Source organism: Kitasatospora sp. NBC_01300 (genome assembly GCF_041435235.1).
In the GTDB taxonomy this organism is placed as follows: Bacteria; Actinomycetota; Actinomycetes; order Streptomycetales; family Streptomycetaceae; genus Kitasatospora.
The window spans coordinates 2378428-2391635 of record NZ_CP108408.1 but is presented as its reverse complement, the minus strand read 5'-3'; the positions used below and the strand labels follow the sequence as shown (position 1 = coordinate 2391635).

10 protein-coding genes are annotated in these 13208 nt (G+C 71.3%); 5 read left to right on the top strand and 5 right to left on the bottom strand.

What is annotated here, in order from left to right:
* Positions 1-85 precede the first annotated feature (85 nt).
* Positions 86-1984, bottom strand: coding sequence for an ABC transporter ATP-binding protein (locus OG556_RS10695; protein ID WP_371522651.1), 1899 nt, complete (start codon positions 1982-1984; stop codon positions 86-88).
* Between the two features lie 209 nt (positions 1985-2193).
* Positions 2194-3927, bottom strand: coding sequence for an ABC transporter ATP-binding protein (locus OG556_RS10690; protein ID WP_371516903.1), 1734 nt, complete (start codon positions 3925-3927; stop codon positions 2194-2196).
* A 358-nt stretch (positions 3928-4285) separates the two neighbouring features.
* Between OG556_RS10690 and OG556_RS10685 the strand changes: the two genes are divergently transcribed.
* From OG556_RS10685 to OG556_RS10675, 3 genes are read left to right on the top strand one after another with little or no spacing between them, the layout of a single operon-like run.
* A complete protein-coding gene (locus OG556_RS10685; protein WP_371516902.1) occupies positions 4286-6259 on the top strand; it encodes a long-chain fatty acid--CoA ligase in 1974 nt (657 codons plus the stop codon).
* Between the two features lie 58 nt (positions 6260-6317).
* The gene (gene hemW, locus OG556_RS10680) at positions 6318-7547 is read left to right on the top strand and encodes a radical SAM family heme chaperone HemW (RefSeq protein WP_363369926.1); all 1230 of its coding nucleotides are present in this window, start codon (positions 6318-6320) and stop codon (positions 7545-7547) included.
* 41 nt (positions 7548-7588) lie between these two features.
* Positions 7589-8146: a Uma2 family endonuclease gene (locus OG556_RS10675; protein ID WP_371516901.1), complete on the top strand. Its 558-nt coding sequence runs from the start codon at positions 7589-7591 to the stop codon at positions 8144-8146.
* A 6-nt stretch (positions 8147-8152) separates the two neighbouring features.
* On the opposite strand, the gene OG556_RS10670 is transcribed toward OG556_RS10675, so the two are convergent.
* From OG556_RS10670 to htpX, 3 genes are all read right to left on the bottom strand, one after another.
* Positions 8153-8980 (bottom strand): DUF3097 domain-containing protein, encoded by an 828-nt coding sequence (locus OG556_RS10670; RefSeq protein ID WP_371516900.1) that lies wholly within the window; start codon positions 8978-8980, stop codon positions 8153-8155.
* A 24-nt stretch (positions 8981-9004) separates the two neighbouring features.
* Positions 9005-9589, bottom strand: a complete 585-nt coding sequence (locus OG556_RS10665) for a hypothetical protein (protein ID WP_371516899.1) — start codon at positions 9587-9589, stop codon at positions 9005-9007.
* A gap of 71 nt (positions 9590-9660) precedes the next feature.
* Positions 9661-10581 carry a zinc metalloprotease HtpX gene (gene htpX, locus OG556_RS10660; protein WP_063347524.1) on the bottom strand — a complete coding sequence of 307 codons (921 nt, stop codon included), beginning with the start codon at positions 10579-10581 and terminating at the stop codon, positions 9661-9663.
* Between the two features lie 263 nt (positions 10582-10844).
* Between htpX and hrcA the strand changes: the two genes are divergently transcribed.
* Together hrcA and dnaJ are read left to right on the top strand one after the other, a co-directional pair.
* A complete protein-coding gene (hrcA, locus tag OG556_RS10655) occupies positions 10845-11879 on the top strand; it encodes a heat-inducible transcriptional repressor HrcA (protein ID WP_063347523.1) in 1035 nt (344 codons plus the stop codon).
* A gap of 76 nt (positions 11880-11955) precedes the next feature.
* Positions 11956-13095, top strand: a complete 1140-nt coding sequence (gene dnaJ, locus OG556_RS10650) for a molecular chaperone DnaJ (protein ID WP_350878218.1) — start codon at positions 11956-11958, stop codon at positions 13093-13095.
* Positions 13096-13208: the final 113 nt, after the last annotated feature.

Genomic DNA, 13208 nt, shown 5'->3' with positions numbered 1-13208 from the left:
TCGTTTTCCCCGCCGCAGCGCACCACGGACGAGGAGCCGGGGCGGTTCGGGCCCGCCCCGGCTCGGCGCCGGCGGTGTGCGACGGTCAGTCCACCTCGGCCACGGCCTCCGCGAACTGCGCCTGGTACAGCCGCGCGTAGGCGCCGTGCGCGGCGATCAGCTCGTCGTGCGAGCCCTGTTCGACGATCGAGCCGTTCTCCATCACCAGGATCACGTCGGCGTCCCGGATGGTGGAGAGCCGGTGCGCGATCACGAAGCTGGTGCGGCCGGTGCGCAGCCGGGCCATGGCTCGCTGGATCAGCACCTCGGTGCGGGTGTCGACGGAGCTGGTCGCCTCGTCCAGGACGAGGATCGACGGCTGGGCGAGGAACGCCCGGGCGATGGTGATCAGCTGCTTCTCGCCCGCGCTGACCCCGGCGCCGTCGTCGTCGATGACGGTGTCGTAGCCGTCCGGCAGGGTGCGCACGAAGCGGTCGACGTGGGCGGCCTTGGCGGCCTCGATGACCTGCTCGCGGGTGGCTCCCTGGGCGCCGTAGGCGATGTTGTCGGCGATGGTGCCGCCGAACAGCCAGGTGTCCTGGAGCACCATGCCGATGCCGGAGCGCAGTTCCTCGCGGGACATCGCGGAGACGTCGACCCCGTCGAGGGTGATCCGCCCGGAGCTGACCTCGTAGAACCGCATCAGGAGGTTGACCAGGGTGGTCTTGCCGGCGCCGGTGGGGCCGACGATGGCGACGGTCTGGCCGGGTTCGACCTTGAGCGAGAGGTCCTCGATGAGCGGCTTCTCGGGGTCGTAGCGGAAGGACACGTCCTGGAAGGCGACCCGGCCGTGGATGGTGTCGGGCCGCTCGGACACGGCCGGTTCGGGGGTCTGCTCGGGGGCGTCCAGCAGCTCGAAGACGCGCTCGGCGGAGGCGACCCCGGACTGCACCAGGTTGGCCATGCTGGCGACCTGGGTGAGCGGCTGGCTGAACTGCCGCGAGTACTGGATGAACGCCTGCACGTCGCCGATGGACAGCGCGCCGCTGGCCACCCGCAGGCCGCCGACGACCGCGACCAGCACGTACTGCAGGTTGCCGATCAGCATCATCGCGGGCTGGATGATCCCGGAGATGAACTGCGCCCGGAAGCTGGAGGTGTACAGCGCCTCGTTGTGCTCGCGGAAGGTCTCGGCGGACTCGCGCTGGCGGCCGAACACCTTGACCAGGGTGTGGCCGGTGTACATCTCCTCGATGTGCGCGTTGAGTTGGCCGGTGGACTTCCACTGCTGGACGAACTGGGGCTGCGCCCGCTTGCCGACCTTGGCGGCGACGGCCACCGACAGCGGCACCGAGATCAGGGCGATCGTCGCCAGCAGCGGGGAGATCCAGAACATCATCGCCAGCACGCCGATCACGGTGAGCAGAGAGTTGACGACCTGTCCCATGGTCTGCTGCATGGACTGGCTGATGTTGTCGATGTCGTTGGTGACCCGGCTGAGCACCTCGCCGCGCGGCTGCTTGTCGAAGTAACTGAGCGGCAGCCGGGCGAGTTTGGCCTCGACGTCCTGGCGCAGCCGGTAGCCGGCCCGCTGGATCGCCGCGGTGGCCAGCCGGCCCTGGACGATGCCGAACAGGGCGGAGGCGAGGTAGATGACCAGCACCCAGAGCAGGACGGTGCCGATGGCGCCGAAGTCCATGCCCTGGCCGGGGGTGAAGTCCACCGAGGAGAGCAGGCCGGCGACGCCGCCCTCGCCGTGGGCGCGCAGCCCTTCGACGATCTGCGTCTTGGAGGTGCCGGGTTCGAAGCGGGCGCCGACGACGCCGGCGAAGATCAGGTCGGTGGCGTTGCCGAGGACCTTGGGGCCGGTGACGGCGCAGCCGATGCTGAGCACGCCGAGGGCCAGCACGCCGGAGATCAGGTTGCGTTCGGGGCGCAGCAGGGCGAGCAGTCGCTTGCCGGAGCCCTTGAAGTCCATGGACTTCTCGGTGCCCTGGCCGCCCATGAAGCGGCCCGGTCCGGCGGGGCCGCGGCGGGCGGCGGCGGCCTGCGAGTCGCTGGGCAGTTCGTCGGCGGTGTCCGCGGCCTTGGTGTCCGGGTCGGGCTTCGCGGGGTCGGGGGCCCCGGGGTCCACGGTTCTGGTGTCCGCGGTGCCGGGGTCCGCTGTCGCGGTGTCCGCGGTCCTGGTGTCCGCGTCGGGCTTGCCGGGGGTGGTCACGCCGCCTCCTGCTCGGTGAGCTGGGAGAGCACGATCTCCCGGTACGTCGGGTTGTCGGCCATCAGTTCGTGGTGGGTGCCGGTGCCGACGACCGCGCCTTCGTCGAGGACGATGATCCGGTCGGCGTCGCGGATGGTGGAGACGCGCTGGGCGACGATCAGCACGGTGGCGTCGGAGGTCTCGCGGGCGAGGGCCTTGCGCAGCCTGGCGTCGGTGGCGTAGTCGAGCGCCGAGAAGGAGTCGTCGAACAGGTAGACGTCGGGCTGGCGGACCAGGGCCCGGGCGATGGCCAGGCGCTGGCGCTGGCCGCCGGAGACGTTGCCGCCGCCCTGGGCGATCGGGGCGTCCAGGCCTTCGGCCAGGTCCTCGACGAAGTCCTTGGCCTGGGCGATCTCCAGGGCGTGCCAGAGTTCCTCGTCGGTGGCGTCTGGCCGGCCGTAGCGGAGGTTGCTGGCGACGGTGCCGGAGAACAGGTAGGGCTTCTGCGGGACGAGGCCGACGCTCTCGGCGATCGCCTCGGGGGCGAGTTCGCGCACGTCGACGCCGTCGAGCAGGACCTGGCCGGAGGTGGCGTCGAACAGCCGGGGCACGAGCCCGAGCAGGGTGGACTTGCCGCTGCCGGTGGAGCCGATGACGGCGGTGGTCTCGCCGGGGCGGGCGGTGATGGCGATGCCGCGCAGCACCGAGGCCTCGGCGCCGGGGTAGCGGAAGTCGACGTCGCGCAGTTCCAGGTTGCCGCGGCGCAGCACCTCGGTGATCGGCGCGGCGGGCGGGACGACGCTGGAGGAGGTGCCGAGGACCTCCTCGATGCGCTCGGCGCAGACCTCGGCGCGCGGCACCATCATGAACATGAAGGTGGCCATCATGACGCTCATGAGGATCTGCATCAGGTAGGAGAGGAAGGCGGTGAGCGCGCCGATCTGCATGCCGCCGTTGTCGATCCGGTGGGCGCCGAACCAGAGCACGGCGACGCTGGAGACGTTCACGACCAGCATCACGGCGGGGAACATGAACGACATCAGCCGGCCGACCTGGAGGGCGGTGTCGGTGAGGTCCCCGTTGGCCTTGGCGAAGCGGGCCTGCTCGTGGTCGTCCTTGACGAAGGCGCGGATGACCCGGATGCCGGTGATCTGCTCGCGCAGGACCCGGTTCACGGTGTCGATCCGGGTCTGCATGCTGCGGAACTTGGGGCGCAGCGAGCGGACGAGGAGGACGACGACGGCGCCGAGCAGCGGGATGACCGCGAGCAGCAGGCCGGACAGCGGCACGTCCTGGTTGAGGGCCATGATGATGCCGCCGACGCACATGATCGGGGCGGCCACCATGAGCGTGAAGCTCATCAGGGCCAGCATCTGGACCTGTTGGACGTCGTTGGTGGTGCGGGTGATGAGCGAGGGGGCGCCGAACTGGCCGACCTCGCGGGCGGAGAAGCTCTGGACCCGGTCGAAGACGGCGGCGCGGACGTCCCGGCCGAAGGCCATGGCGGTCTTGGAGCCGTAGTAGACGGCGCCGATCGAGCAGAGCGCCTGGACCAGGGTGATGCCGATCATCACCCCGCCCACCTGCAGGATGTAGCCGGTGTCGCCCTTGACCACGCCGTCGTCGATGATGTCGGCGTTGAGCGTCGGCAGGTAGAGCGCCGCCAGGGTGGACACCAGTTGGAGCCCCACGAGCAGCGCGATCGGTCGGGAGTACGGGCGCAGGTACGCCCTGAGGAGTCTGATCAGCACTGGCACACTCTTGTCGTCGACGGGTGGATTCGCATCCCGATTCTCGTTCTTTGGTGGACTCGTACAGGAGATTCACGAGTTGTGGACCGCAGGTTTGCCCAGTCCTTTGCCGAACCGTACGGCGGGCCCGATGGCCCGGGTTCACCGGGGCGCGGGCGGAGTCGTCGTCGGGCACCGGCGGCGCGGCGGTGTGCCGTCCGGGTCCCGCCCTCTTACGGAATGACCGGTTTCCCCCTAGGCTGCTGATTGCCCCCTTGTTACTCGCCGGTATCGCCCGGGTTGACCGGGGGCCCGGCGACCGCCCCCCACGGGCGCCGAAACCATCCCTCAGACGGCCACCCGCCCCCGGAGGTCCTCGTTGAGTTCCGCGCAGTCCCTGATCGACTCCGGCAGTGCCGACTTGGTCGCCGGGCGTCCCGCCTCCGTCGCCCACCTCTTCCTGGAGCGGGTCGCCGCCACCCCGAACGCCGAGGCCTACCGCTACCCGGCCCCGGTGGACGAGCACGCCGCGGACAGCGCCCCGGGCGCCGAGCAGTGGCGCTCGCTCACCTGGGCGCAGACCGCGGCCCGGGTCAAGGCGGTGGCCGCCGGCCTGATGGCGCTCGGCATCCAGCCGGAGGACCGGGTGGCGCTCGCCTCCTCCACCCGGCTCGAATGGATCATCGCCGACCTCGGGAACATGTGCGCGGGTGCCGCCACGACGACCGTCTATCCCAGCACCAACGCCGATGAGACCGCGTTCATCCTCTCCAACTCCGGTTCCAGAGCACTGTTCGCGGAGAACTCCGCCCAACTCGCCAAGGCCGTCGGCCAGCTCGGACAGCTGCCCGAGCTGCGGACCGTCATCCTGTTCGACGCCCCCGAGGCCGGCGCCACGGAGGCCGGCGCCGCCGGGGCCCCCGAGACTGGTACCCCCGGGGCCGACGGCCTGAACGCCCTCACCGTGCTCACCCTCGCCGAGCTGGAGCAGCGCGGCGCCGAGTACCTGGAGCAGCACCCGGACGCGGTCGAGAAGGCCGTCGCCGCGCTCGACAAGGAGCAGCTGGCCACCCTCATCTACACCTCCGGCACCACCGGCCGCCCCAAGGGCGTGCGCCTGGTGCACGACTGCTGGGCGTACGAGGCCCGGGCCCAGGAGGCCAGCGGGCTGCTGCGCTCCGACGACGTCCAGTTCATGTGGCTGCCGCTGTCGCACGTGTTCGGCAAGACGCTGATCTCCGGCCAGATCGCCACCGGCCACGTGATGGCCGTGGACGGCCGGGTCGACCGGATCATCCACAACCTGCCGGTCATCCGGCCGACCGTGATGGCCTCGGCGCCGCGCATCTTCGAGAAGGTCTACAACGGCATCGCCGGCCGGGCCCGGGCCGAGGGCGGCGCCAAGTACAAGATCTTCCGGTGGGCCGCCAAGGTCGCCCGCGAGCACGCCCGCGCCGTCCAGGAGAGCCGGATCGCCACCGGCGCCGGCACCGCCCCGCTGGGCCTCAGGCTCCAGCACGGCCTGGCCGACAAGCTGGTCTACGCCAAGATCCGCGCGGCCTTCGGCGGCCGGCTGCGCGGCGCCGTCTCCGGCAGCGCCGCGCTCGCGCCCGAGATCGGCTACTTCTTCCTCGGCGCCGGCGTGCCGATCCTGGAGGGCTACGGCCTCAGCGAGACCAGCGCCGGCTCCTGCGTCAACCGCGAGGAGGACATCCGGATCGGCACGGTGGGCCGCCCGCTGCCCGGCACCGAGGTCCGGATCGCCGAGGACGGCGAGATCCTGCTGCGCGGCCCCGGCGTCATGCGCGGCTACCACGACCTGCCCGAGAAGACCGCCGAGGTGCTGGAGGCCGACGGCTGGTTCCACACCGAGGACATCGGCGAGCTGGGCCCGGACGGCTTCCTGCGGATCACCGACCGCAAGAAGGACCTGTTCAAGACCTCCGGCGGCAAGTACGTCGCGCCCAGCGAGGTCGAGGGCAGGTTCAAGGCGGTCTGCCCGTTCGTCAGCAACATCCTCGTGATCGGCAACGGCCGCAACTTCTGCACCGCGCTGATCGGCCTGGACGAGGCGGTCATCATGCCGTGGGCCGCCGAGCACGGGCTGAAGGACAAGTCCTACGCCGAGGTGGTCGCCGACCCGCAGGTGCACCAGCTGATCGAGGGCTTCGTCAAGCGGCTCAACGCCGACCTCCAGCGCTGGCAGACGATCAAGAAGTTCCACCTGCTGCCGCGCGACCTCGACATCGAGCACGGCGAGCTCACCCCGAGCCTGAAGATCAAGCGCCCGGTGGTCGAGCGGACCTACGCGGACGCCGTCACCGCGATGTACGCGGGCGCCAACGAGGCCTGATCGGCCCCGACCCCGTACGGCTCACCGGTTCGGGTGAGCCGTACGGGACAATGGGGTCATGCCCTCCGCACTCCCCGACGGCGAACCGGTGCCGTCCGACGGTTCCCTGCCCGCATCCGCCCGCACCGGACTCGGTCAGCGGCCGTTCGGCTTCTACCTGCACGTTCCCTACTGCGCCAGCCGCTGCGGCTACTGTGACTTCAACACCTACACCGCGACCGAGCTGCGCTCCTCCGGGGCCGTCGCCTCCCAGGAGACCTACGCGGACAACGTGGTCGCCGAGATCCGGCTGGCCCGCCAGGTCCTCGGCCCGGTCGACCTGCCGGTGCAGACCGTCTTCCTCGGCGGCGGCACCCCCACCCTGCTGCCCGCCCGCGACCTGGTGAAGATGCTCGCCGCGCTGCGCGAGGAGTTCGGGCTCGCCGACGGCGCCGAGGTCACCACCGAGGCCAACCCGGAGTCCGTCGACCCGGCCTACCTGGCCGAACTGCGTGAGGGCGGCTACAACCGGATCTCCTTCGGCATGCAGAGCGCCCGCCCGCACGTCCTGAAGCTGCTCGACCGCCACCACACCCCGGGCCGCCCCGAGGCCTGCGTCGCCGAGGCCCGCGCCGCCGGCTTCGACCACGTCAACCTGGACCTCATCTACGGCACCCCCGGCGAGTCCGACGACGACTGGCGCGCCTCCCTGGACGCCGCCATCGGCGCCGGGCCCGACCACGTCTCGGCGTACTCCCTGATCGTCGAGGACGGCACCAAGCTCGCCGCCCGGGTCAAGCGCGGCGAACTGCCGATGATCGACGACGACGTGCACGCCGACCGCTACCTCATCGCCGAACAGGCCCTCAGCGCCGCCGGCTACACCTGGTACGAGGTCTCCAACTGGGCCACCACCCCCGAGGGCCGCTGCCGCCACAACGAGCTGTACTGGACCGGCGCCGACTGGTGGGGCGCCGGCCCGGGCGCGCACAGCCACGTCGGCGGCGTCCGCTGGTGGAACGCCAAGCACCCCGCCGCCTACGCCCAGGCCCTCGCCGAGGGCCGCACCCCCGCCCTGGGCCGCGAGGTGCTCGCCGAGGAGGACCGCCGGGTCGAGCGCATCCTGCTCGAACTGCGCCTCGCCGAGGGCATCCCGCTCACCCTCCTCACCGACACCGGCCGCCACGCCGCCGCCCGCCACCTCGCCGACGGCCTCCTCGCCGCCGAGCCGTACGCCGGGGGCCGCGCCGTCCTCACCCTCCAGGGCCGACTGCTCGCCGACGCGGTCGTGCGTGACCTGGTGGACTGACATTCGTTAGCGTGGACGTCAGCCGTCGGAGGGAGCGTGCGATGACCGCCATCGATGACCGGATGACCGGGATCTTCGAGAACCTGGAGGTGCCGGAGGGCGTCAAGGCCGAACTCATCAGGGGGGAAATCGTGATGATGGCGGGGCCTGACATGGTCCACAACCTCATCGTCCTGGCCATTCAGCACCAGCTTCCGTACGACCGGTGGCGTCCACTCACGACCCAGGACCTGAGGATCCCCGGCCAGGCGAGCGAACCCCAGCCCGACCTGGTCGTCTTCGAGCGCGGGGCGGTCGAGGAGCACGGACGGCTGCTGCCGTCGCCCGCCGTCACCCTGGTGGTCGAGGTGGTGTCGAAGACCAGCGTCGATCGTGACTACCGGACCAAGCGGGAGCTCTACGCCGAGGGCACCGTCCCCGCGTACCTGATCGTGGACCCGATCAAGGGTGTCTGTGTGCTGCTGACCGAGTTGGGCAAGGATCCCGGGTCCGGGCTCCCGAGGTACATGTCCGAGCGGACCAGCAAGTTCGGCGAGCCCGTCCCCATCGGTCTGCTCGACATCGGTCTGGACACCACGGACTTTCAGCAGTACGTCTGACCGACCTCACTCCGGAATCGCCACGAAGTCGATCAACTCCTCGACCTTGCCCAGCAGTTCCGGCTCCAGGTCCTTGTAGCTGTCCACCGCGGAGAGGATCCGCTTCCAGGCCGCGGGGGTGTTCACCGGCCAGCCGAGGCGGCGGCAGACGCCCTCCTTCCACTCCTCGCCGCGCGGGACGGCGGGCCAGCCGGGGATGCCGACGGAGGCGGGCTTCACGGCCTGCCAGATGTCGATGTAGGGGTGGCCGACGACCAGGACGGCGTCGCCGGTGACCTGGGCGGCGATGCGGTGCTCCTTGGTGCCGGGGAGCAGGTGGTCGACCAGGACGCCGAGGCGCCGGCCCGGGCCGGGGGCGAAGTCGGCGACGATCGCGGGCAGGTCGTCCACGCCCTCCAGGTACTCGACGACCACGCCCTCGATCCGCAGGTCGTCGCCCCAGACCCGCTCGACCAGTTCGGCGTCGTGCCGGCCCTCGACGTAGATCCGCGACTCGCGGGCGACCCGGGCCCGGGCGCCGGGGACGGCGACCGAGCCGGAGGCGGTGCGGCCCGGCGTACGGGAGGGGGCGGGGCCAGCCGGGCGCACCAGGGTGACCGTCCGGCCCTCCAGCAGGAAGCCGCGCGGCACCAGCGGGAACACCCGGAGCTTGCCGAAGCGGTCCTCCAGGGTGACGGTGAAGCCCTCGGCGGTCTTCTCGCAGCGCACCACCGCGCCGCAGAAGCCGGTGGCGGCCTCCTCCACCACCAGGTCCCGTTCGGCGGTCACCTCCGGGGCGGGCTGCTGCTTCTTCCACGGCGGGGTCAGGTCGGGTCCGTACTGGCGGCTGCGCATGAAAGCGACTATACGGACGGACCGTCAGAGGCCCGGCGCGCCCCAGACCGGGAACCAGCGGCTGAGGTCCTTCTCCAGCCGCAGGTCGTTCCCGAGCATCGCGTTGACCTGGAGCTCCAGCGGGTTGTTGCGCCGCTCCCCGCCGCCGGGCATCGGGGCGAAGGGGTAGAAGGTGCCGCGCTTGTAGAGGTAGACCAGGGCCAGCGACTGCCCGGCAGGGTTGCGGAAGCCGACCAGCGAGCAGAGCAGCTGCGGCCCGAAGCCGTTCGCCTCCAGCTCGCTGTTGACCGCGTGCAGGTCGTTGACCAGGTCCGGCAGTTCCTCGGGGGTGTGCCGGGCGAGCAGCCAGGAGTAGCCGTAGCCGTCCTTGGAGGCCTCCACCGGGACGCCGCCGCGCTCGGTGTCGGCGTCGAGCAGCGCCCGCACCTGCTGTTCGACCTGGCCGAAGGCCGCGCCCTCGACGGCGGCGAAGCAGACCGAGCCGAGCCCGGTGGGGGTGAACCCGGCCGCGGCCTCCAGGGTCAGGGCGGCGGACGGGACGCCGAACAGCTGGTCGAGGTCGGGCTTGACGGGCTTGGTGCGCCCGAACAGGGTGTCCAGGATTCCCACGGCGGTCCTTTCGGAGGAGGGAGTCGGGAGGAGTCGGGAGGGGGTCGGGAGGGCCGTAGGGGGGCGGGGCCTCAGCGGCCGAGCTGCTCGGAGATCTTCGCCAGCTCCGCGAGCCGCTTCTCCAACGTCGGGTGGGTGGAGAACAGCTGCGAGGCGGTCTCCCGGGCGCTCAGCGCGGGGGCGAAGTAGAAGGCGTTGTAGGGCTGCGCCTGGCGCAGGTCCTTGCTGGGGATGGCGGCGATCTGGCCGGTGACCTTGGTGAGCGCGGAGGCGAGGGCACTGGGCCGGCCGGTGAGCTGGGCGGCGGCGCGGTCGGCGGCGAGTTCCCGGTAGCGGGACAGGAGCCGGGTGAGCAGGAAGCTGATGGCGTAGACGACCATCGACACCAGCGGGATGATCAGGGCGACGATGGCCGCGTTCTGGTCGTTGTTGTTGCGGTTGCCGCCCATGAACCCGCCGTACATGGCGATCCGGGTCATGGCCCCGGCGAGGACGCCGAGGAAGCCGGCGATGGTCATCACCGCGACGTCCCGGTGGGCGACGTGGGACAGCTCGTGGGCGAGGACGCCCTCCAGTTCCTCGGGCTCCAGCCGGCGCAGCAGGCCGGTGGTGACGCACACCACGGCGTTCTGCGGGTTGCGGCCGGTGGCGAAGGCGTTCGGCATGTCGTTGTCGGCGACCGCCACCCGGGGTTTGGGCATGTCGGCCAGCGCGCAGAGCCGGTCGATGGTGCCGTGCAGTTGCGGGTACTGCTCAGGGGTCACCTGGTGGGCGCCCATCGCCCGTTCGGTGATCTTGTCGCTGAACCAGAACTGGGCCACGAACAGCCCGCCGGAGATCAGGACGATCAGTGGCCAGGCGCCGCGCAGCAGCACGATCAGCAGACCGGTGAAACCGACGTACAGCAGCCCGATCACGAACATCGTCACGACCATGCGGCCGGTCAGGCCGCGGTCGGGCGCGAAACGGGTGTGCTGGCCCGAGCTCGACATTGCTTGCTCCTCCATTCGCCGTCGTCTTCGATGCTGCCACCCGGACGGCCCTGCGGCACCACCCCCGCGCCGGGAACTGCGGGCAGGATCACTCCGGCCGGGCCGTTCCTGCCGTTGGGCCCGGGCCTTACACTGGCAGGTACGGTTTTGGCACTCGCAGGTTCAGAGTGCCAAAGCGGGTGCCGGAGCCGGGATCCTCCCGGAGCGGGCAGCAGCATGCGTGACACGAACGGACAACGTGCGAAGACGGAGGTGTGTGCCCCATGGCCGGTGAGGTTCGCCAGCTGGACGACCGCAAGCTCGCCGTGCTCCGCGCGATCGTCCAGGACTACGTGGGCACCGAGGAGCCGGTCGGCTCCAAGGCCCTGGTGGAGCGGCACAACCTCGGAGTCTCCCCGGCGACCGTGCGCAACGACATGGCGGCGCTGGAGGAGGAGGGCTACATCCACCAGCCGCACACCAGCGCCGGGCGCATCCCCACCGACAAGGGGTACCGCCTGTTCGTCGACAAGCTCGCCGAGGTCAAGCCGATGAGCGCTCCCGAGCGCCGGGCGATCCGGCACTTCCTGGACGGCGCCGTCGACCTGGACGACGTGGTCATGCGGACGGTGCGGCTGCTCGCCCAGCTCACCCGGCAGGTCGCGGTGGTGCAGTACCCCTCGCTGTCGCGCTCCACCGTGCGGCACATCGAGCTGGTGGCGCTGGCCCCGACCAAGGTGATGCTGGTCCTGATCACCAACACCGGCCGGGTCGAGCAGCGGATGGTCGACTGCCCGGGCCCGGTCGGCGAGACGGTCCTGGCGGACCTGCGGGCCCGGATCAACGCGCGGGCCGTCGGCCAGCGGCTGCCGGACGTGCCGGGGTTCCTGGAGGAGCTCCCGGCGGGTTTCGAGCCGCCGGACCGCCCGACCGTCAGCACGGTCCTGGCGACGCTGTTCGAAGCGCTCGCCGAGCAGAACGAGGAGCGGATCATGCTGGCCGGCACGGCCAACCTGACCCGCTTCGGGCACGACTTCCCCCTGACCATCCAGCCGGTGCTGGAAGCCCTGGAGGAGCAGGTCGTCCTGCTCCGCCTCCTGGGTGAGACGGCGGACGCCGCGATGACGGTCCGGATCGGGCGGGAGATCGCCTACGAGGGGCTGAATTCCACCTCGGTGGTGTCGGTCGGTTACGGTTCGGGCGACGAGAGCGTGGCCAAACTGGGTGTGATCGGTCCGACCCGGATGGACTATCCGGGCACAATGGGGGCGGTGCGTGCGGTGGCGCGGTACGTGGGCCAGATCCTGGCCGAGTCGTAGCACAGGCCGCCGTCGGAACCTCTGACGGCGGTGTCCAGTCGCAGCACTACTACAGGCGGAACAAGCGGAGCATTTGGTGGCCACGGACTACTACGCGGTACTCGGCGTCCGACGGGATGCGGGGCAGGACGAGATCAAGAAGGCCTTCCGGCGCCTGGCACGCGAACTGCACCCGGACGTCAACCCGGACCCGAAGACGCAGGAGCGGTTCAAGGAGATCAACGCCGCTTACGAGGTGCTCTCCGACCCGCAGAAGCGCCAGGTCTACGACCTCGGCGGTGACCCGCTCTCGCCGGGCGGCGGGGGCGCGGGCGGCTTCGGCGCGGGGGCGGCCGGATTCGGCTTCTCCGACATCATGGACGCCTTCTTCGGCGCCGCGGCCGGCCAGCGCGGCCCGCGCTCGCGCACCCGCCGCGGCCAGGACGCCATGATCCGGCTGGAGATCACCCTGGAGGAGGCCGCCTTCGGCACCACCAAGGAACTCCAGGTCGACACCGCCGTCACCTGCACCACGTGCAGCGGTGAGGGCGCGGCCCCCGGCACCTCCGCGCAGACCTGCGACATGTGTCGCGGCAGGGGCGAGGTCTCCCAGGTCACCCGGTCGTTCCTGGGCCAGGTCATGACCTCCCGGCCCTGCCCGCAGTGCCAGGGCTTCGGCACCGTCGTGCCGACGCCGTGCCCGGAGTGCGCCGGTGACGGCCGGGTCCGCGCCCGGCGCACCCTGACCGTCAAGATCCCGGCCGGTGTCGACAACGGCACCCGGATCCAACTGGCCGGCGAGGGCGAGGTCGGCCCCGGCGGCGGCCCGGCCGGCGACCTGTACGTCGAGATCGCCGAGACCACCCACACCGTCTTCCAGCGGCGCGGGGACGACCTGCACTGCACCGTCACCATCCCGATGACGGCCGCGTCCCTCGGCACCCAGGTGCCGCTGCAGACCCTGGACGGGCTGGAGGAGGTCGACATCCGGCCCGGCACCCAGTCCGGCCAGTCGATCCCGCTGCACGGCCGCGGCATCACGCACCTGCGCGGCGGCGGCCGGGGCGACCTGATAGTGCATGTCGAGGTGCAGACGCCCACCAAGCTCGACCCCGAGCAGGAGGAGCTGCTGCGCCGGCTCGCGGTGCTGCGCGGCGAGGAGCGGCCGTCCGGCCAGTTCGCGCCGGGCCAGCAGGGCCTGTTCTCGCGCCTCAAGGACGCGTTCAACGGCCGCTAGGCCCTAGGCCGGGGCCGCTCTACTGGGCCCTGGCCGTCCGCGCGGGGGTGCCGGGTTCCGCCCGGCGCCCCTTTCGCGTTCCCGATCCGCCCCACCCCCCGGAGGTTCCCCGC